The sequence below is a fragment of the Pedococcus cremeus genome, assembly GCF_900111375.1.
Taxonomy (GTDB): Bacteria; Actinomycetota; Actinomycetes; order Actinomycetales; family Dermatophilaceae; genus Pedococcus_A; species Pedococcus_A cremeus.
In genome coordinates this window covers 1-19,833 of sequence record NZ_FOHB01000016.1, presented here as the reverse complement: position 1 = coordinate 19,833, position 19,833 = coordinate 1, and the positions used below count along the sequence as shown (strand labels likewise).

18 protein-coding genes are annotated in these 19,833 nt (G+C 71.6%); 2 read left to right on the top strand and 16 right to left on the bottom strand.

What is annotated here, in order from left to right:
- Positions 1-9: 9 nt before the first annotated feature.
- From nuoK to BMW78_RS20070, 13 genes are all read right to left on the bottom strand, one after another.
- Positions 10-309 (bottom strand): NADH-quinone oxidoreductase subunit NuoK, encoded by a 300-nt coding sequence (gene nuoK / locus BMW78_RS20130; RefSeq protein WP_091763351.1) that lies wholly within the window; start codon positions 307-309, stop codon positions 10-12.
- Positions 306-1,076, bottom strand: coding sequence for an NADH-quinone oxidoreductase subunit J (locus BMW78_RS20125; protein WP_091763349.1), 771 nt, complete (start codon positions 1,074-1,076; stop codon positions 306-308). Before BMW78_RS20125 ends, nuoK begins: the two co-directional genes overlap by 4 nt.
- The gene (gene nuoI / locus BMW78_RS20120; RefSeq protein WP_091763347.1) at positions 1,073-1,753 is read right to left on the bottom strand and encodes an NADH-quinone oxidoreductase subunit NuoI; all 681 of its coding nucleotides are present in this window, start codon (positions 1,751-1,753) and stop codon (positions 1,073-1,075) included. Before nuoI ends, BMW78_RS20125 begins: the two co-directional genes overlap by 4 nt.
- Positions 1,746-3,122, bottom strand: coding sequence for an NADH-quinone oxidoreductase subunit NuoH (gene nuoH / locus BMW78_RS20115; RefSeq protein ID WP_091763345.1), 1,377 nt, complete (start codon positions 3,120-3,122; stop codon positions 1,746-1,748). The genes nuoI and nuoH overlap by 8 nt, the downstream gene beginning before the upstream one ends.
- Positions 3,119-5,632 (bottom strand): NADH-quinone oxidoreductase subunit G, encoded by a 2,514-nt coding sequence (locus tag BMW78_RS20110; RefSeq protein WP_091763343.1) that lies wholly within the window; start codon positions 5,630-5,632, stop codon positions 3,119-3,121. Before BMW78_RS20110 ends, nuoH begins: the two co-directional genes overlap by 4 nt.
- Entirely contained in the window at positions 5,629-6,939 is a 1,311-nt protein-coding gene (gene nuoF / locus BMW78_RS20105) for an NADH-quinone oxidoreductase subunit NuoF (protein WP_091763341.1), read from the bottom strand. The genes BMW78_RS20110 and nuoF overlap by 4 nt, the downstream gene beginning before the upstream one ends.
- Before the next feature lie 8 nt (positions 6,940-6,947).
- A complete protein-coding gene (nuoE, locus tag BMW78_RS20100) occupies positions 6,948-7,805 on the bottom strand; it encodes an NADH-quinone oxidoreductase subunit NuoE (protein ID WP_091763339.1) in 858 nt (285 codons plus the stop codon).
- Positions 7,805-9,217: an NADH-quinone oxidoreductase subunit D gene (locus BMW78_RS20095; protein ID WP_091763337.1), complete on the bottom strand. Its 1,413-nt coding sequence runs from the start codon at positions 9,215-9,217 to the stop codon at positions 7,805-7,807. Before BMW78_RS20095 ends, nuoE begins: the two co-directional genes overlap by 1 nt.
- Positions 9,217-9,909 carry an NADH-quinone oxidoreductase subunit C gene (locus BMW78_RS20090; protein WP_245736041.1) on the bottom strand — a complete coding sequence of 231 codons (693 nt, stop codon included), beginning with the start codon at positions 9,907-9,909 and terminating at the stop codon, positions 9,217-9,219. The genes BMW78_RS20095 and BMW78_RS20090 overlap by 1 nt, the downstream gene beginning before the upstream one ends.
- 179 nt (positions 9,910-10,088) lie before the next feature.
- Complete coding sequence (locus BMW78_RS20085; protein WP_245736039.1) at positions 10,089-10,742, bottom strand: NuoB/complex I 20 kDa subunit family protein; 654 nt, start codon at positions 10,740-10,742, stop codon at positions 10,089-10,091.
- A gap of 38 nt (positions 10,743-10,780) precedes the next feature.
- Entirely contained in the window at positions 10,781-11,146 is a 366-nt protein-coding gene (locus BMW78_RS20080; protein WP_091763335.1) for an NADH-quinone oxidoreductase subunit A, read from the bottom strand.
- Positions 11,147-11,258: 112 nt separating this feature from the next.
- Entirely contained in the window at positions 11,259-12,581 is a 1,323-nt protein-coding gene (locus BMW78_RS20075) for a geranylgeranyl reductase family protein (protein ID WP_091763333.1), read from the bottom strand.
- A 76-nt stretch (positions 12,582-12,657) separates the two neighbouring features.
- The gene (locus BMW78_RS20070) at positions 12,658-13,395 is read right to left on the bottom strand and encodes a demethylmenaquinone methyltransferase (protein ID WP_091763331.1); all 738 of its coding nucleotides are present in this window, start codon (positions 13,393-13,395) and stop codon (positions 12,658-12,660) included.
- A gap of 70 nt (positions 13,396-13,465) precedes the next feature.
- On the opposite strand from BMW78_RS20070, the gene BMW78_RS20065 reads away from it, so the two are divergent.
- A complete protein-coding gene (locus tag BMW78_RS20065; RefSeq protein ID WP_091763329.1) occupies positions 13,466-14,779 on the top strand; it encodes an isochorismate synthase in 1,314 nt (437 codons plus the stop codon).
- 79 nt (positions 14,780-14,858) lie between these two features.
- A complete protein-coding gene (locus BMW78_RS20060) occupies positions 14,859-16,136 on the top strand; it encodes a GNAT family N-acetyltransferase (RefSeq protein ID WP_091763327.1) in 1,278 nt (425 codons plus the stop codon).
- Here the strand turns inward: BMW78_RS20060 and menD are convergent.
- From menD to BMW78_RS20045, 3 genes are read right to left on the bottom strand one after another with little or no spacing between them, the layout of a single operon-like run.
- Positions 16,133-17,836, bottom strand: coding sequence for a 2-succinyl-5-enolpyruvyl-6-hydroxy-3-cyclohexene-1-carboxylic-acid synthase (gene menD, locus BMW78_RS20055; RefSeq protein ID WP_091763325.1), 1,704 nt, complete (start codon positions 17,834-17,836; stop codon positions 16,133-16,135). The genes BMW78_RS20060 and menD overlap by 4 nt on opposite strands.
- A 15-nt stretch (positions 17,837-17,851) precedes the next feature.
- Positions 17,852-19,258: a PGAP1-like alpha/beta domain-containing protein gene (locus tag BMW78_RS20050; protein ID WP_143056360.1), complete on the bottom strand. Its 1,407-nt coding sequence runs from the start codon at positions 19,256-19,258 to the stop codon at positions 17,852-17,854.
- Positions 19,251-19,517 carry a hypothetical protein gene (locus tag BMW78_RS20045; RefSeq protein WP_091763321.1) on the bottom strand — a complete coding sequence of 89 codons (267 nt, stop codon included), beginning with the start codon at positions 19,515-19,517 and terminating at the stop codon, positions 19,251-19,253. The genes BMW78_RS20050 and BMW78_RS20045 overlap by 8 nt, the downstream gene beginning before the upstream one ends.
- Positions 19,518-19,833 lie beyond the last annotated feature (316 nt).

Below are 19,833 nucleotides of genomic sequence, written 5' to 3'. Positions count from 1 at the left end.
TGGCCCCTTCTACAGCTTCAGCAGGTTGGCGTCGTCGACCGAGGCCGACCGGCGGGCACGGAAGATCGCGATGATGATCGCAAGGCCGACCACCACCTCGGCGGCGGCCACGACCATCACGAACAGGGCGATCACCTGGCCGTCGAGGTTGCCCTGCATGCGGGCGAACGTGACGAACATCAGGTTGACGGCGTTGAGCATGAGCTCGACGCCCATGAAGACGACGATGGCGTTGCGGCGCATGAGCACCGTGGCACCGCCGATGGCGAAGAGCAGCGACGCCAGGTAGATGTAGTTGACCAGGTTCACCGGTCCCGGCCCTCCTCGATCTCGTGCTCGATGTCGTGCTCGGACTCCACGTGGCGCACCGGCGTGATGACCTGCTCACGTGCGCTGAGCACGCGGGAGACCGACAGCTGGCTCGGGGTGCCGTCCGGCAGCAGCGCCGGGGTGTCGACCGCGTTGTGGCGGGCGTAGACACCGGGGGCCGGCAGGCCGGCGACGTTGCGGTTCTCGCGGATCCGGCGCTCGGACCAGGTGCGCTGGCTCGGGCGCTCGCCGATGCGCTCGCGGTGCGCGAGCACCATGGCGCCGAGGGCGGCGGTGATCAGCAGGGCGCTGGTGATCTCGAAGACCCACACGTACTGGCCGAAGATCAGGTTGGCGACGCCCGTGACGTTGCCGGTGCCCGCGTTGACCGAGTCGAGCCCCTTCATCGGGGGGAAGGCGACCTTGCCGATGGCCAGGAAGACCATCACGGCGAGGCCGAGGGCCAGCAGCAGCGACGCCACCTTCTGGCCCTTCAGCGTCTCGACGAGGGAGTCGGAGGAGTCGACACCGACGAGCATGAGCACGAACAGGAACAGCATCATGACCGCGCCGGTGTAGACGAAGATCTGGATGATGCCGAGGAAGTCGGCCTGGTTGGCGATGTAGAAGACGCCGAGGTTGATCATCACCAGCGCCATGCCGATCGCGGCGTGCACCGCCTTCTTCGCGAAGAGCAGCCCGAGTGCGGCCAGCACAGAAATGGGTCCGAGGACCCAGAAGAGAACCTGCTCGCCCGTGCCCGTCATCGCTTCACCGCCTTGTCCGTGTCGCGAGTGGCCTGGCGCCCGCCGGCCAGGGTGTCGACGCCCTCGACCGGGTCCCCGGTCCAGGCGAGCCCGTCCTCGGGCTCGGCCTGGTGCTCGCTCACCCAGCGCTCCTGCTCGGGCGTGGCCTTGGAGACCTTGCCCTGGTAGTAGTCGCGCTCCTCCATGCCGTCGACCATCGGGTGCGGCGGCGTGAGCATGCCCTCCTGGAGGGGGGCCAGCAGCTGCTCCTTGGTGAAGATGAGGTCACCGCGGTTGTTGTCGGCCAGCTCGTAGAAGTTGGTCATGGTCAGCGCCCGCGTCGGGCACGCCTCGATGCAGAGGCCGCAGAAGATGCAGCGCAGGTAGTTGATCTGGTAGACGCGGCCGTAGCGCTCACCCGGGGAGAACCGGGCGTCGTCGGTGTTGTCCGCGCCCTCGACGAGGATCGCGTCGGCCGGGCACGCCCAGGCGCACAGCTCGCAGCCGACGCACTTCTCGAGCCCGTCGGGGTGACGGTTGAGCTGGTGGCGTCCGTGGAACCGCGGCTGGGTGGGCCGCTTCTCCTCCGGGTACTCCTCGGTCTCCAGCTTGCGGAACATCGTGGCGAACGTGACGCCGAATCCGCCGACCGGGGCGAAGAGGTCGGAGAAGAACCCGCCCTTCTTCTGCTCAGGCACGGTTGCTCTCCTTCTCGATGGCCAGGGACGGCTCGCGCAGCCGCTGGCCGGGCAGGGGCGGCACCGGGTAGCCACCCGCGAACGGGTCGATCTCCTCGGGCAGCTGGGCTTCGGCGGCGGCCTGCTTCTCGGCCTGCTTGCCCTCCCACACCCAGGTGACGGCCAGGGCCAGGGCGGCGATGAGGCCGACGATGATGAGCGTCGCGACCGGGAACTCCCGGCCGGCCAGGCCGACGGAGCTGTTGCCGAAGTAGCCGAGCTGCGCGCCGCGGATGAACGCCACGGCGACGACCCAGGCGAGGGTGACGGGGATGAGGAACTTCCAGCCGAACCTCATGAACTGGTCGTAGCGCACACGAGGCAGGGAGCCACGCAGCCAGACGAAGAAGAACATGAAGAGCCAGAGCTTGATGACGAACCAGAGCAGGCCCCACCAGCCGTGGTTGAACATGCCGTCGTTGATGGCGGCGATGCCGGGGGGCGCCTGCCAGCCACCGAGGAACATCGTGGTGGCCAGGGCCGAGACGGTGAACATGTTGACGTACTCGCCGAGGAAGAACATCGCGAACTTCAGCGAGGAGTACTCGGTGTGGAAGCCACCGGTGAGCTCACCCTCGCCCTCGGCGAGGTCGAACGGCAGTCGGTTGGTCTCGCCGACCATCGTCACGACGTAGACGAGGAAGGAGAAGAACGCGGGAAGGATGTACCAGAGGTCGCGCTGCGAGTAGACGATCTGCGAGGTCGACATCGAGCCGCTGTAGAGGAAGATCGCGACCAGGGCCAGGCCCATGGCGATCTCGTAGGAGATGACCTGGGCGGTCGAGCGCAGGCCACCGAGCAGCGGGTAGGTCGAGCCGGAGGACCAGCCGGCGAGCACGATGCCGTAGACACCGACACCGGCGACGGCGAGCACCAGCAGCACCGCGACGGGGGTGTCGGTCAGCTGCAGCGGGGTGCGGTGGCCGAACATGCTGACCATCGGGCCCATCGGGATGATCGCGAAGGACACGAACGCCATGGCACCGGCGATCATCGGCGCGAGCGCGAAGACCACCTTGTCGGCGTTCTTCGGCGTCAGGTCCTCCTTGAGTGCCAGTTTGATGCCGTCGGCGAGGGTCTGCAGGAGGCCGAAGGGGCCGGTGCGGTTCGGGCCGGGACGCTGCTGCATCCGGCCGATGACGCGCCGCTCGAACCAGATGACGACCAGCGTGTTCACCAGCAGGAACACGAAGACCAGCAGCGCCTTGACCAGCGACAGCCACCAGGGCGTGTCACTGAAGTCGGCGTGCGGGTTGTCGGCACCCGGCACCGCTGCCGCGAGGTGCGGTATGCCGGTCACGGCCTCGGCTGCGAAGGCCAGGCTGCTCATGCTGCGCCCTTCCTGACGGTGACGACGGCGCCCGCGCCCACGCCGAGCGTGGAGCGGACGTGGCTGCCGTCGGACTTGGTGGGGAGCCAGATGACGTGGTCGACCATGCCCTCGACGACCTCGACCGGGGCGGTCACCGCTCCGGAGGCCGTGGACACCGTCACCAGGTCGCCCTCGGTGAGGCCGAACGCGACCGCCGTGGCGGTGGAGACGCGGGCCCGGCTCCTCGGGGCGGTGCCGGCGAGGAACGGCTCGCCGTCCTGCAGGCTGCCCTGGTCGAGCAGGTGGTGCCACGTGGCCAGGACGAGCTCGCCTTCACCCGCGCTCGGCACGTCGCCCGCGTCGACCGACGGCGCGGCGGCGCGGACACCGGTCCACGGGCCGAGCGTGGCCATCTCGGAGCGGACCTCGGCGAGGGTGCGGGTGCCGAGGAAGACGCCCAGCTCGCTGGCCAGCATGTCGAGCACCCGGTAGTCGGACATGGCGCCCGAGTCGAGAGCCGCCTGGAACGGCCGCACGCGACCCTCCCAGTTGACGAACGTGCCGCCCTTCTCGGCGTGCGCCGCGACCGGCAGCACGACGTCGGCCACCGCGGTGACCGAGGAGGGACGCAGCTCGAGGGAGACGACGAACGTCTTGGCCAGGGCCTCCTCGACGCGCGGGTCCGCGAGGTCGCCGGCATCGACGCCGCCGACCACCAGGGCCCCGAGCTCGCCGGCGCAGGCGGCTCCGACGATGCCCGCGGTGTCGCGCCCCGGGGTGTCGGGCAGGCCCACGACGTCCCAGGCCTCGGCGACCTGCTGGCGCGCGGCCACGTCGGCGACCGGGCGGCCACCGGGCAGCAGGGTGGGCAGCGCACCGGCCTCGAGCGCACCGCGCTCACCGGCGCGGCGCGGCACCCAGGCCAGCCGGGCACCGGTGGTCGCGGCCAGTGAGGCCGCGGCCGACAGCGCGCCGGGCACGGTGGCGAGGCGCTCACCGACCAGGACGACGGCGCCCTCGCCCTTCAGCGCCTCGGCGGCCTTGGCAGCGCCCTCGTGCCCTTGGCCGTCGTCGGCCAGCGCCGCCAGCACCTCGGCCTCGGTGCCGGGGGCGGAGGCGATGAGGTGACCGGCCAGCTTGGCGAGGCCCCGCGTGGCGAAGGGGGCCACGGCATACACGGTCGTCTTGTTCTTCCGCGTCGCCTTGCGCAGGCGCAGGAAGACGATCGGCGACTCCTCCTCGGGCTCGAAGCCCACGAGGACGACCGTCTTCGCGTTCTCGAGGTCCGCGTAGGTGACGGCCCCCCCGCGTGCTGCATCAACAGAAGGCCCCGTCGCGACCACGGAGGAGGCGAGGAACTCGGTCTCCTCGGCGGAGTGCGGACGGGCGCGGAAGTCGACGTCGTTGGTGGAGAGCACGGTGCGCGCGAACTTGCCGTAGGCGTAGGCGTCCTCGGCGGACACGCGCCCACCGACGAGCACGCCGGCGCGGGCGCCGTGCAGGCCGGCCGCCGCAGCAGCCAGCGCCTCGGGCCAGGACGCCACCTGGAGCTCGCCGTGCTCATCACGGACCATCGGCATCGTGAAGCGGTCACCGGTGGTGGCGTACTGGAAGGCCCAGCGGCCCTTGTCGCAGTTCCACTCCTCGTTGACCTCGGGCGTGTTCCACGCCATCCGTCGCAGCACGACGCCGCGGCGGTGGTCGGTGCGCTGCTCGCACCCGGAGGCGCAGTGCTCGCAGACGCTCGGCGTGGAGACCAGGTCGAACGGGCGGGACCGGAACCGGTATGCCGCGCCGGTCAGCGCGCCGACCGGGCAGATCTGGACGGTGTTGCCGGAGAAGTACGACTCGAACGGCTTCTCCTCGTAGATGCCGACCTGCTGGAGCGCACCGCGCTCGACGAGCGCGATGAACGGGTCACCGGCGATCTGGTCCGAGAAGCGGGTGCAGCGGGCGCAGAGGATGCAGCGCTCGCGGTCGAGCAGCACCTGCGAGGAGATGTTGATCGGCTTGGGGTAGGTGCGCTTGATGTCCTCGAAGCGGGACACCGCGCGCCCGTTGCTCATCGCCTGGTTCTGCAGGGGGCACTCGCCGCCCTTGTCGCAGACCGGACAGTCGAGCGGGTGGTTGATGAGGAGCATCTCCATGACGCCCTGCTGGGCCTTGTCGGCCACCTTGGAGGTCAGCTGGGTCTTGACCTCCATGCCGTTGGCGACGGTCATGGTGCACGAGGCCTGCGGCTTCGGCATCGGCCGCAGCGAGCCGTCCGGGCCGGGCATGGCCACGTCGACGAGGCACTGGCGGCAGGCGCCGACCGGCTCGAGCAGCGGGTGGTCGCAGAACCGCGGGATCTGGACGCCGATCTCCTCGGCGGCCCGGATCACCAGCGTGTTCTTCGGCACCGACACCTCGACGCCGTCGATGGTGAGGGTCACCATGTCGACGGGCGGCGGGACGGTCGCGTCACCGCCGGTGCTGACCGCGTTGCCGCCCGCGCTCGGGCTGGTGGTGGGGTTCGTCGTCGTCATGCGGGCACGTTGTCCTTCGCGAACAGCGACGAGGCGTCCCGGTCGAAGGGGCACCCGCCGTTGGTCAGGTGAGCGATGTACTCCTCGCGGAAGTACTGGATGCTGCTGGTGATCGGCGAGGTGGCACCGTCGCCGAGGGCGCAGAAGGCGCGGCCCAGGATGTTGTCGCAGATGTCGAGCAGCTTCTCGAGGTCCTCCTCGCTGCCCTGGCCGTTCTCGAGCCGGCCGGTGATCTGCTTCAGCCACCAGGTGCCCTCGCGGCACGGGGTGCACTTGCCGCAGGACTCGTGCTTGTAGAACTCGGTCCAGCGGTCGACGGCCCGCACGACACAGGTGGTCTCGTCGAAGATCTGCAGCGCCCGGGTGCCGAGCATCGAGCCGGCCGCGCCGACGGACTCGAAGTCCAGCGGCACGTCGAGGTGCTCGTCGGTGAAGAGCGGGGTCGAGGAGCCACCGGGCGTCCAGAACTTCAGCTTCTTCTGGGGGTCGCGCATGCCGCCGGCCATGTCGAGCAGCTCGCGCAGCGTGATGCCGAGCGGGGCCTCGTACTGGCCGGGGTTCTTCACGTGGCCCGAGAGCGAGAAGATGCCGAAGCCCTGCGACTTCTCGGTGCCCATGTCGGCGAACCAGTCGGCGCCGTGCAGCAGGATCGGCGGCACCGACGCGATCGACTCGACGTTGTTGACCACGGTCGGGCGGGCGTACAGACCCGCGACGGCCGGGAACGGCGGCTTCAGGCGGGGCTGGCCGCGGCGACCCTCGAGGCTGTCGAGGAGCGCGGTCTCCTCGCCGCAGATGTAGGCGCCGGCACCGGCGTGCACGGTGACCTCGAGGTCGAAGCCGCTGCCCATGATGTTCTTGCCGAGCAGGCCGGCCGCGTAGGCCTCCTCCACCGCGCGCAGCAGGCGCCGGTAGACGTGGACGACCTCACCGCGCAGGTAGATGAAGGCGTGGTTGCAGCCGATCGCGTAGGACGTGATCGCCACGCCCTCGATGAGGAACTGCGGCGCCGCCATCATGAGCGGGATGTCCTTGCAGGTGCCCGGCTCGGACTCGTCGGCGTTGACGACGAGGTAGCGGGGGCCGCCGTCCGGCGGGGGCAGGAAGCCCCACTTCATGCCGGTGGGGAAGCCGGCGCCGCCACGGCCACGCAGGCCGGAGTCCTTGGTCATCTGGACCAGCGCGGCCGGCTCCATCTTCAGCGCCTTATCGAACGCCTTCCACCCGTCGTTGCGGCGGTAGGTCTCGAGCGTCCAGGACTGGGGGTCGTCCCAGAACTTGGTGAGGATCGGGGTGAGGTTCGTCATCGCGGCGCTCACTTTCCGTTCTTGTCGGCGTCGTCGCCACCGGGCAGCTCGTCGGGCTCGTTGGCCGGGGTGTCGGTAGAGGGGTGTCGACCGGCCGCCATGCCGCCGGCGGTCGCCTGCGCCTGGTGCTCGCCGGTGACGTGCACGTCGGTGTCGGGGGCGGTCCAGCCGCGCTCGTGCGCGACGTTCAGGCCCACCAGCGAGGCCGCTCCGGCGCCGACGCCCTCGTCGGCCAGGCCGTCGTGGAAGCCGGCGAGGACGCGGGAGACCTGCTTGAAGGTGCAGACCCGGCTCGGGCCGCGGGTCGGGGCGACCGGCTTGCCCTCGCGCAGGTCGTCGACGAGCTGCTTGGTCGACTCCGGCGTCTGGTTGTCGAAGAACTCCCAGTTGGTCATGACCACCGGGGCGTAGTCGCACGCCGCGTTGCACTCGATGCGCTCGAGGGTGATCTTGCCGTCCGGCGTCGTCTCGTCGTGCCCGATGCCGAGGTGCTCGGAGACCGACTCCCAGATCTGGTCGCCGCCCATGATCGCGCACAGCGTGTTGGTGCAGACGCCGACGGTGTACTCGCCGTTGGGGTGGCGCTTGTACTGCGTGTAGAAGGTCGCCACACCGGAGACCTCCGCGCGGGTCAGGTCGAGGACCTCCGCGCAGAAGTCGATGCCGCGGCCGGTGATGTAGCCGTCGACGCTCTGCACGAGGTGCAGCAGCGGCAGAAGGGCCGAGCGCTTCTGGGGGTAGCGGGCCACCACCAGCTCCGCGTCGGCGTACAGCTGCGCGAGCACGTCCGCGGCATACGGCTCCTTGCTCTCGGCCGGCACCGTGAGGTGACCCGACGCGGTCTGGTGACCGAACTCAGTAGCCATCAGCGGTCCACGCCTCCCATGACGGGGTCGATCGAGGCGACGGCGACGATGACGTCGGCGACCTGGCCGCCCTCACACATCGCGGCCGTGGCCTGCAGGTTGTTGAACGACGGGTCGCGGAAGTGGACCCTGAACGGGCGGGTGCCGCCGTCGGACACCGCGTGGCAGCCGAGCTCGCCCTTGGGGCTCTCCACCGCGGCATACGCCTGGCCCGGCGGGACCCGGAAGCCCTCGGTCACCAGCTTGAAGTGGTGGATGAGCGACTCCATCGAGGTGCCCATGATCTCGCGGATGTGGTCGAGGCTGTTGCCCATGCCGTCGCCGCCGATGGCCAGCTGCGCCGGCCAGGCGATCTTCTTGTCCTGGATCATGACCGGGCCGGGGTTGGCCTGCAGCCGGTCGACGCACTGCTCGACGATCTTGAGCGACTCGTACATCTCGTCGATGCGGATCCGCAGGCGGCCGTAGGCGTCGCAGCTGTCGCGGGTGACGACCTCGAAGTCGTAGGTCTCGTAGCCGCAGTAGGGGTCGGACTTGCGCAGGTCGTGCGGCAGGCCCGTCGAGCGCAGGATCGGCCCGGTGATGCCGAGCGCCATGCAGCCGGTGAGGTCGAGGTAGCCGACGTCGACGGTGCGGCCCTTGAGGATCGGGTTCTCGTTGAGCAGCAGCTCGAGCTCGCCGAGGCCCTTGCGGATCGCCGGCACCGCGTCGCGCACCTTGTCGATGGCGCCCGGGGGCAGGTCCTGGGCGACCCCGCCGGGGCGGATGAACGCGTGGTTCATGCGCAGGCCGCTGATCATCTCGAAGATCGAGAGCACCCGCTCACGCTCGCGGAAGCCGACCGTCATGACGGTGGTCGCGCCCATCTCCATGCCACCGGTCGCGAGGGCGACGAGGTGGCTGGAGACGCGGTTGAGCTCCATCATCAGGACGCGGATGACGCTGGCGCGCTCGGGGATCTGGTCGGTGACGCCGAGCAGCTTCTCCACCGCGAGGCAGTAGACCGCCTCGTTGAACAGCGGCGCCACGTAGTCCATCCGGGTGCAGAACGTCACGCCCTGCGTCCAGGTGCGGAACTCCATGTTCTTCTCGATGCCGGTGTGCAGGTAGCCGATGCCCGCGCGGGCCTCGGTCACCGACTCGCCGTCGAGCTCGAGGATGAGCCGGAGCACGCCGTGCGTCGACGGGTGTTGCGGGCCCATGTTGACGACGATCCGCTCCTCGTGGAGCGCGGTCGCCTCGTCGGAGAGCTGGTCCCAGTCGCCGCCAGCGGCGTTGAAGACGCGGGCGCCCTCGGTGTCGGCGGTGTCGGCGGCCGAGGTCGCGTAGATGTCGAGGGCGTCGTTGGCGCCCGCGGTCTGCGCCGCCTGTCCCTCGCGGCGCGGGTGGTGGGTCTCGTGGGTGGTGGACATCAGTTGTAAGACCTCCGCTGGTCCGGCGGCGGGACGGTGGCGCCCTTGTACTCGACGGGGATGCCGCCGAGCGGGTAGTCCTTACGCTGCGGGTGGCCCGGCCAGTCGTCGGGCATGAGGATGCGGGTCAGCGACGGGTGGCCGTCGAACTCGATCCCGAACATGTCCCAGGTCTCCCGCTCGTGCCAGTCGGCCGCGGGGTAGATCGAGACGATCGAGGGGATGTGGGCGTCGCCGTCGGGGCAGGAGACCTCGACGCGCACGCGCCGGCTGCCGTGGGTGATCGACAGGAAGTGGTAGACCGCGTGGAGCTCGCGGCCCTCCTCGGCGGGGTAGTTCACGCCGGAGACGCCGGTGCAGATCTCGAACCGCAGGGCGGGGTCGTCGCGCAGCACGCGCGCCACGGTGGGCAGGTGCTCGCGGCGCACGTGCAGGGTCAGCTCCCCGCGGTCGACGACGACCTTCTCGACGGACTCGCTGAACGACGCCGCGCCGCCGACCAGGCCGCGCTCGAGGCTGTCGGCCAGCTCGTCGAACCAGCCGCCGTAGGGACGCTGGGCCGCACCCGGGAACAGGATCGGCGAACGCAGGCCGCCGTAGCCGGAGGTGTCGCCGATGTCGCCGGCGCCGAACATGCCGCGGCGCTCGCCGATGACCTCGGGCTCGGGCACGGTGCCGGGGGCGGCGGGCAGGTTGTCACCGGTGGTGGCGCCGTGCTGCACGGCGGCCTTGGTCGGGTCCTTCTCCACCTCGGCGTTGGCGCCGGGCAGGGAGGCCTGGGTCTTGGCGACGTCAACCGCCTCGGAGGGCTTCCGGTCGGCCGTGGGGGTCGGCTGGTCGTCCGCCTTCTCGACGGGGTTCTTCTCGTCGCTCACGCGACACCTCCGTGGTGGTGGTGCGAGCCGGCGTGCGACACGGTGTGGTCGTGCGGCGCCTGCTGGCCCGCTGCGACCCGGAGGCTGCCGGCGCCCTCGGCGAGCAGGCCCGTCATCTGGTGGGTCGGCGTCGCGCGCATCGCGGCCTCCTCGGCGGCGCGGGCGGCGGCCACGCGGTTCACACCGAGCTTGCTGCCCTGGATCTGCTCGTGCAGCGTCAGGATCGCGTTGAGGAGCATCTCCGGCCGAGGCGGGCAGCCGGGCAGGTAGACGTCGACCGGGATGATGTGGTCGACGCCCTGCACGATGGCGTAGTTGTTGAACATGCCGCCGGAGCTGGCGCAGACGCCCATGGAGATGACCCACTTGGGCTCAGGCATCTGGTCATAGACCTGGCGGACGACCGGTGCCATCTTCTGGCTCACGCGGCCGGCGACGATCATCAGGTCGGCCTGGCGCGGAGTCGCCGAGAAGCGCTCCATGCCGAAGCGGGCGATGTCGTAGTCGGGGGTGCCGACGGCCATCATCTCGATGGCGCAGCAGGCGAGGCCGAAGGTCGCGGGCCAGACCGAGCTCTTCCGCATGTACCCGGCCACCTGCTCGACGGTGGTCAGCAGGAAGCCCGCGGGGAGCTTCTCTTCGATTCCCATAGCTGTCCTCGTTCTCTACAAACCCGGAGGGACCGGTGTCAGTCCCACTCGAGCCCGCCGCGACGCCAGACATAGGCGTACGCGACGAACACGGTGATGATGAACAGCACCATCTCGACCAGCGCGAACAGACCGAGCTGGTTGAAGGCGACTGCGAACGGATAGAGGAAGACCGACTCGATGTCGAAGATGATGAAGAGCATCGCGGTCAGGTAGTACTTGATCGGCACGCGCAGGCCGCCGCCGGCAGCCTGTGGGGTCGGCTCGATCCCGCACTCGTAGGCGTCGAGCTTGGCGCGGTTGTAGCGCTTCGGTCCTGCGATGGAGGCGGCGAACACCGAGAAGACCGCGAAGCCTCCGCCGATCGCCAGCAGGAACAGCAGCGGGACGTAGGGGTTGGTCACCGCGCAACTCCCCTTTCTTGTGTCTGACCGACATTTCTCGCGCCGACGGTGGTGCGGAAATGCGAGCAATCCGCCCCAATCCTAGGGGCAGTGATTTTCACCGCATCACCGGTCACGCGTCGGGCGCCATCTTCGACAGGGCGTTGATCAGGCGGTCGCTCGCGTCGCCGCCGCGCGGCTCGGCGAGGTTGGCCATGACCTTCAGCAGGAACTTCATGAGGGTGGTGCGCGGCAGGCCGTACTTCGTGGCCAGGCGCATCACCTCGGGGTTCCCGATCATCTTCGCGAAGTACCGACCCAGCGTGTAGTAGCCGCCCAGCGCGTCCTTCATGACGCCCGGGTAGGACTGCAGCACGCGCTCGCGCCGGGCGTCGTCGCCCCGTGCGAACGCCTGCGCGATGACCTCGGCGGCGAGGCGGCCGGACTCCATGGCGTAGGCGATGCCCTCGCCGTTGAACGGGTTCACCATGCCGCCGGCGTCACCGACGAGCAGCAGGCCCTTGCCGTAGTGCGGCTGGCGGTTGAAGCCCATGGGCAGGGCGGCGCCACGGATCGGGCCGACCATGGTCTCGTCGTTGTAGGTCCACTCCTCCGGCATGGTCGCGACCCAGCGACGCATGACGTCCTTGTAGTCGGTCTTGCCGAAGGCGGAGGAGGTGTTGAGGATGCCGAGACCGACGTTGGAGGTGCCGTCGCCGACACCGAAGATCCAGCCGTAGCCGGGCAGCAGGACGCGCTTGCCGCTCTCGTCGGTGCTCCACAGCTCGAGCCAGGACTCGAGGTAGTCGTCGTCGTGGCGCGGGCTCGTGTAGTAGGTGCGGACCGCGACCCCCATCGGGCGGTCGTCGCGCTTGGGGCGGTTCATCGACAGCGAGAGGCGGGAGGAGTTGCCGTCGGCGGCCACCACGAGCGGCGCGCGGTAGACGAGCTCGGGACCGGTGGACCGGCCCTTCTCGTCGACGGCCCTGGCCGAGACGCCGACGATCGCGCCGGTGTCGTCGAGCACCGGGCCGGTGACGTTGGTCGACTCGTGCAGGCGGGCGCCGTGCTTGACGGCGTGCCTGGCGAGGATGTCGTCGAAGTCCTGCCGGGTGCGGACCAGGCCGTAGGGCGGGAAGCTCGCGAGGTCGGGCCACGGGAGCGACAGGCGCATGCCGCCGCCGATGATCCGCAGGCCGTGGTTGCGGATCCAGCCATCCTCCTCCGGCGTGGGGATGCCGAGGGTGATGAGCTCCTTGACGGCGCGCGGGGTGAGGCCGTCACCGCAGACCTTCTCGCGCGGGAACGCGGTCTTCTCCAGGAGCAGGACGTCGAGGCCGGCCATGGCGAGGTATGCCGCGGTCGCCGATCCGGCAGGCCCCGCACCGACGACGATGACGTCGGCAGTCTCCGTCGGCTGCGCCACGGATCCGCTGGTGGTGATGCTCTGACTCACGCCTGCCTCGAAACGCTTGTGAACCTGTTCACGAAATGCTGGGGGAGTCTATGCCTGCCCCGCAACCCCTGCGTACTTAGGCGGTCCTAACCGCTCCGGCGTCGCCGACGAGCACCGGACCGCCCGGCTTCACCGCTCGGTGCAGGGCCACGATCCCGCCCGTCAGGTTGCGCCAGGCGACGTCCGACCAGCCAGCGCCGAGGATGGTCTGCGCCAGGGCGCGCTGGTCCGGCCACGCCTGGATCGACTCGGCGAGGTAGACGTAGGACTCGGGGTTGGAGCTGACCTTGCGGGCGATCGGCGGCAGCGAGCGCATGAGGTACTCGTTGTAGACGGTGCGGAAGGCCTTGTTGACCGGCTGGCTGAACTCGCACACGACGAGGCGGCCGCCCGGACGGGTGACCCGGAGGAACTCGCGCAGGGCCACGGCCGTGTCGGCGACGTTGCGCAGACCGAACGACATGGTCACCACGTCGAACGACTCGTCGGCGAAGGGCAGCCGCATCGCGTCGGCCGCGGTGAACCCGAGGTCGGGGCGGCGGCGGTTGCCGACCGCCAGCATCCCGAGCGAGAAGTCGGCCGGCACGACCTCGACGCCGGCGTCGGCGAACGGCTCGCTGGAGGTGCCGGTGCCGGCGGCGATGTCGAGCACCCGCTCGCCGGGCTGCGCGGCCACTGCCTTGACGACCGCCCTGCGCCACAGCCGGTCCTGTCCCATCGAGAGCACGTCGTTGGTGAGGTCGTACTTCGTGGCGACGTCGTCGAACATCGCGGCGACGTCGCGGGGGTCCTTGTCGAGGCTGGCGCGGGTCATGGGCCCATCCTCCCCGATGACCGCCCTGGGGCCTACGCCAGCCCGGTCGCGCCGTAGGCTGGCCCGCGACATGACCACCTCGCCCGACCCCGGTCTCGCGGCCCGCCCCCTCGGCACGCCGCTGGTGGCGCGCACCGTCGCCCTCGACCCTCCCGTGTCGTCGGACTCCCCCGCCACCCTCCTGTCGCTGCTGCCGGCGCTCGACGACCCGCGCGAGGTCTCGAGCTGGGTGCGCCGCGGCGAGGGCATCGTGGGCTGGGGCCGGGCACTGGAGCTCACCACCACGGGCCCGCACCGCTTCGCCGAGGCACAGGAGTGGTGGCGACGCGTCGTCTCCACCGCCGTCGTGCGCGACGAGGTGGGGGTGCCGGGCACCGGACCGGTCGCCTTCGGCTCAGTGTCGTATGCCGCGGAGTCGCCCGCGGGGGCGACGCTGATCGTGCCGGAGGTCGTCGTCGGCTGCCGCGACGGCAGGTGGTGGCTGACCACCATCGGCACCGACGCCTCCGTCCCCGCTCCCGCTGCGCCGTCCCCGCAGGCAGCGCCCACCGAGCCCGAGGGCGTGACCTTCGCCGACGGCGCGCTGTCGTCGGCCGAGTGGGCCGGCCGGGTGTCGCAGGCGGTCGAGCGGATCACCGCCGGTGAGATCGACAAGGTCGTGCTCGCCCGCGACCTGCGCGTGCAGGCCGACAAGGCGGTCGACCCGCGCTGGCTGCTGCAGCGGCTGGCCGAGCGCTACGACACCACGTGGGTCTTCGCCGTCGACGGCCTCGTGGGCGCGACCCCCGAGATGCTGGTGCGGCTCGAGAAGGGCCTGGTCACGTCGCGGGTGCTGGCCGGCACGATCCGCCGCACCGGCGACGACGGGCACGACCTCGCCCTGGCCGGCTCCCTGGCCCGCTCGTCCAAGGACCTCGAGGAGCACGAGTACGCCGTGCGCTCCGTCGCCGACGCGCTGCGCCCGCACTGCTCGTCGATGAACGTGCCCGAGTCGCCGTTCGTGCTGCACCTGAGCAACGTCATGCACCTGGCCACCGACGTCGCCGGGGTGCTCGGCGACCGGACCACCTCGCTGGCCCTCGCCGCCTCCCTCCACCCCTCGGCCGCCGTCTGCGGCACCCCGACCGAGGTGGCCGACCGGGTCATCGCCGAGCTCGAGGACATGGACCGTGGCCGCTACGCCGGTCCGGTCGGCTGGATGGACGCGGCCGGCGACGGCGAGTGGGGCATCGCCCTGCGCTGCGGCGCGTACGAGGCCGACGACCCGGCCGCCCTCCGGCTGTTCGCCGGCTGCGGCATCGTGGCCGGCTCCGACCCCGAGTCGGAGGTGGCCGAGTCCGACGCGAAGCTCGTGCCGATGCGCGACGCCCTCACCGGCGCTTGACACCTCACGGCCCACCGCGCCACGGCCCTGCCGCTAAACCACTGGCACCCGGTGGCACGCGGCGGGGAGGATCGGCGGCATGGCAGGCGAGCACGCGGCATACCGGATCGTCCCCGTCTCCCCCGAGGTCGCCGAGGACTTCCTCGCCGTCGACCAGGCGGCCTTCTTCACGGAGCCGCCGCGGCGGTGGGACGAGGCACTGGGCTCGCTCGACCTGAGCCGGTGCTGGGCCGCGACGACCACGGGTGAGCCGCCGTTCGCCGGCATCTACGGGTCGTTCGACATGACCGTCACCGTGCCGGCCCCCAAGGGCGGGCTGCACGCGGTGCCGATGGCGGGCCTGACCTGGGTGGGCGTGCACCCCGACCAGCGGCGGCGCGGCGTGCTCTCGCAGATGATCCGGCACCACTTCGCCGACCTGCACGAGCAGGGCATCGCCATCTCGGGGCTGCACGCCTCCGAGCCGACGATCTACGGCAGGTTCGGGTATGCCGTCGCCTCCCTCGAGGCGGTGCTGCGGCTCTCGCGGGGGCACCGGCTGCAGGCGCCGCCCGCCGTGGTGGCGGCAGCCGACGCGGTGACCACCCGCATGGTCCCGCTCGCCCGGGAGGGCGTCGCCGACCAGGTGCACGCCTTGCACAGCCGACTCACCGGGGCCGCGCTCGGCGGCGTCGTCATGCCGCTGCAGATGGCGCGCAACACCGCCCGTGACGTGCCCGAGCACCGCCGTGGCCGGGAGGCACAGCAGGTCCTCCTCGCCGAGCGCGACGGGCAGGTCGTCGGGTTTGCGGTGTTCCAGCGGGCCGAGAAGTGGGAGCACGGCCAGCCGCAGGGGACGCTCACCTGCCACGAGGTGGCGGCCGAGGACGCGCCGGCGCTACTGGCCCTCGCACGGCGTCTCCTCGACTTCGACCTGACCGGCTCGGTGCAGATGCGGTACGGCAGCCTCGACGACCCGGTGCTGTGGTGGGGCGGCGGTCCCCGGGCGGTCGGCACGACGCTGCACGACTCGTTGTGGCTGCGGCTGGTCGACGTCGGCGCCGCACTGGAGCAGCGTGGCCTCGCCGCTCCGGTCGACGTCGTGCTCGACGTGGTCGACCCCGTGTGCCCGTGGAACGAGGGACGCTGGCGGCTCGCCTGCGCCGGAGCCGGTGAGCCGGCGACCTGCGAGCGCACCGAGGAGGCCGCCGACGTGCGACTGCCCGTGCAGGCGCTGGGGTCGGCGTATGCCGGGCTGCGCAGCCTGGCGTCGCAGGCGGTTCAGGGGCTGGTCGAGGAGGTCATGCCGGGCTCGCTGGCCGGGCTGTCGACGGCCTTCGCCACCGACCGTCAGCCGGTGGCGGCGATCATGTTCTAGCGGGTCGTGGTGCCGGCGCCCGCGCCGAGGGCCTCGGTCGCCACTCGGCGCAACCGGTCATGGGCCGCACGGTGCCCGGAGCGGTCGACCGCGACCTCGAGCACCCGCAGCCCAGCGGGGCGCTGTGCCACGGCGTCGACGAGGGCCTCACGGTCCTCGACGCGCTGGTGGTGCACGCCGTGGGCGGCGCACAGGGCGGCGAGGTTGGTGCCGGTGGGGGTGCCGAAGATGCGTTCGAAGTCGGCCGACCGCTCGGGCTCACCGGGTTCGAGGAGGGTGAAGATCCCGCCGCCGTCGTCGTTGGTCACCACGAGGGTGAGATCCGGCTGCGGCTCGTGCGGCCCGATGAGCAGGCCGCCCGAGTCGTGCAGGAAGGTCAGGTCGCCGAGCAGCGCATAGGTCGGCACGGTCGCGGCGAGGGCCAGGCCGGCCGCGGTGGAGACGCACCCGTCGATGCCGGCGAGACCGCGGTTGGCGACGACGGCCGCGCGGCTGGTGCGGTCGGCGGAGAGGTCGAGGTCGCGCACCGCGTTGGACGACCCCACGAAGAGGAGTGACCCGTGCGGCACCGCGCCCAGGACCGCCTCGGCCACCGCGAGTCCGGTGGGCCACGGAAGCCCGGCCTCGGCGATGGCCCCGGCCAGGGCGGTGCCCGCCTCGCGCCAGGTCGCGGTCCAGCGCGGGTCCTCGCACGGCACGGGGTGGTGGAGCACGCCGAGGTCGTGCACCGCGCTGACGGTGTGGCCCGGGTCGGCCCAGGCGGGTGAGGCGGTCACCGTCTCGACGACGACACCGGTGCGCCGCAGCAGCTGGGCGACCGGCCGGGCGAGCGTGATCCGCCCGACGGTGATGACCCGGTCGGGCAGGTGCTGGGCGAGCCAGTCCTCGACGCCAAGGAGCAGCGGGCCGTGGGGCACCACGCCCTCGGCCCCGGCACCGAACGGCTCGGCCACGACGGGCCACCCGCTCTCGCGCGCCCAGTCGATGGCGGCCTCGGCCAACCCGGGCTCGGGCAGGTCACCGACGACCACCACGGTGCGCGGCACCGCCTCGACGGGTCGGGAGTGCCCCACCGCGGCCGGGGGAACCTCGACCCAGGGCGCGCCGTCGCGGCGACCCTCCAGCTCGTCGGGCGACACCCCGTCGGACGTCGGGACGAGCGGCTCACGCAGCGGCACGTTGAGGTGCACCGGTCCGGCGACGCCACCGGGACGCCCCCGGCTGGCGGCCACCGCGCGGCACACCGACGAACGCCACGACGGCACCTGGCCGGCGCGGCGCTCGGGCGTGCCGAGCTCGTGCGACCAGCGCACGGCCGGGCCGAAGATCCCCGGCTGCGTCGTGGTCTGGTTGGCACCGGTGCCGCGCAGCTCCGGGGGTCGGTCTGCGCTCAGCACCAGCAGCGGCACCTGGCCGTGGTGCGCCTCGAGGACGGCCGGGTGCAGGTTGGCCACCGCCGTGCCCGAGGTGGTCACGACCACCGCCGGGACCCGGGTCACCTTGGCCAGCCCGAGCGCGAGGAAACCCGCCGAACGCTCGTCGACCCGCACGTGCAGCCGCAGCCGGCCCGCCCGGTCGGCCTCCTGCAGCGCGTAGGCCAGAGGTGCCGAGCGAGAGCCGGGGCAGAGCACCGCCTCCCGGACGCCGCAGCGCACCAGCTCGTCGACGAGCACGGTGGCCAGCGCGGTGGAGGGGTTCACGCGTCGATCTTGCCATCAGGGCGCTGGGCCGACCTGACGCCCGGCAGTGTCGCGCTCCACCACGTAGTCCCGCACGGTCGGCACGCCGTGTGCGTCGCCGGCGAGGAAGGCGTGGCTGCCGGCCCTCCACGCCGTCACCGAGCTCGAGCCGGATGTGTCGGCGAGGGCAGCGGTCTCGCGGTAGCTGGCGGCCGAGTGGGAGGCGCTCGCCGTCTGCACGTCACTCCCCCGCAGGTCGCGGGTGACCGTGACCCACCTGCGGCGGTCGGCGTTGCGCTCTCCCTCCAGCCGGGGCACCGCGTCCTGCCGGTGCTCGAGCGACAGCACCGACACCTCGGGCGGGACGGGCATGCGGGCGACCGGTGCACCACTGGTGACGACGTGCGTGACCCGTTGGCGCCGACGGAAGGCTGGGTCGGCGGCCAGTGCCGCGGCCACGATCCCGCCCTGGCTGTGGCCGGCCAGGAGCACCGGGTCGCCCAGCCCATCACGTCCGGCCTGCTGCTGGGCCGTCCGGAGCGCCGTCTCCACGCCCGCCGCGAGCAGCGTCTCCTTCCGCGCCATCAGCAACACGTCGCTGGTGAGGTCCGACGGGTTGGCGCCGGCGGCGGGCGACCACTCCTGGGTGCCCGGGACCACCACGACCCACGCGGACGAGCCGTCGGCCTGGGGCACCTGCACGATGCGGACGCGGTCCGGCCGGCCGTCCGGGCCGGCGAGCTCGCCCTGGGTGGCCACGAGGTCGGCGATGGTGGTCGGCACCTCGAGCCGGCCGGTGCGGACCCTGTCAGGCACCGGGGTCACAACAACGTGGGCACCGACCTCAGTGAGCCAGCCCCTAGTGGATGCGGCTCCGACGACCAGGCCCAGCCCGTCCTCGTAGTCGAGGGGCGTCGCTGGGCCGGCAACCACGCCCTCGACCCCGCCGGCCAGGTCGGCCAGCCGCGGTGCCCTGAAGAGCAACCGGTCGGACTCCGCAGCCACGTCGACCCCGGCACGGTCCGCAGCCACGACGGCCGCGGTGATCGCCAAAGGCTGCCGCGACAACGCGAAGACCGCCGAGTCCTGCACCGACTCCACGAGGGTGCCCACCGCCTCCTCCCCCGCCTCGTAGGCAGCCACGGCTGACCGCACACTCGTCGCCAGTGCGAGCAGGGCGGCTGCGTCGGCCGGCAGACCGGTGGGTCCGGCCAGCTCGGCGAAGCCTTCAGCCGCCCGAAGCACCTCGGCCGGACAGGACGTCGCCGCCACGAGGAGGTCGGCGTGCAGGTTGGCTCTCAGCAGCACCGCTGCCACCTCGGCCACGTCGCCGGCTGTCTCGACCAGTCGGGCGGACGCCGCGGTGAGGTCCTCGAGCGCTGCGCCCACGCCGCCGATCCCGCCCGTGACGTCGAGCCCCGTCGGCCCGCGCCCTTCAGTCACCTCGCATCAGCCGGCCCCCCTGCCGTTCGACCGCGTCGGCGAGGTCGTCGAGACAGCGGGCCAGGCAGTGGGACGCCTCTGCCTCGCCCTCCAGTCGGCGCGCGCGGGCCTCGACCTGCGCCCGGTAGAGATCCGCGGCGGGCGACCGCCACCGGACAGCGCCCACGGCTCGCACCCGGAACGCGAGCAGCCGCACGCGGTCTGCCTGCAGCCGCGTGGTGGTCGCCATGCGGCGGAGGCCCTCGGTGTCCCTGTGCACCCCACGAAGGTAGGCAGCAACGAGAGGGCAGTCGCCTCGCGACGATCCGCCTGTGGACCGAGCGACGCCCCAGACGCTGGCTGGGGACAACGCACCTTGTCCACAGACGTCACCGTGCCGTCACACCGTCCACAGGGTGCGTCACCGCGCTTGCCCTCGGAGACCCGGTATGCCGCGAAAGCTTTTGCGCTGCAAGGGTTTTCGCGCGTCGCGGTGTGAGTTGGGTTGTCGGTGGTCGCCCCTACGGTTGTGGTCATGGAGGGGAACCAGCGCCACGGCGACCAGGCGGGTCGTTGCCTGAGCCTGGCCGAGCGCC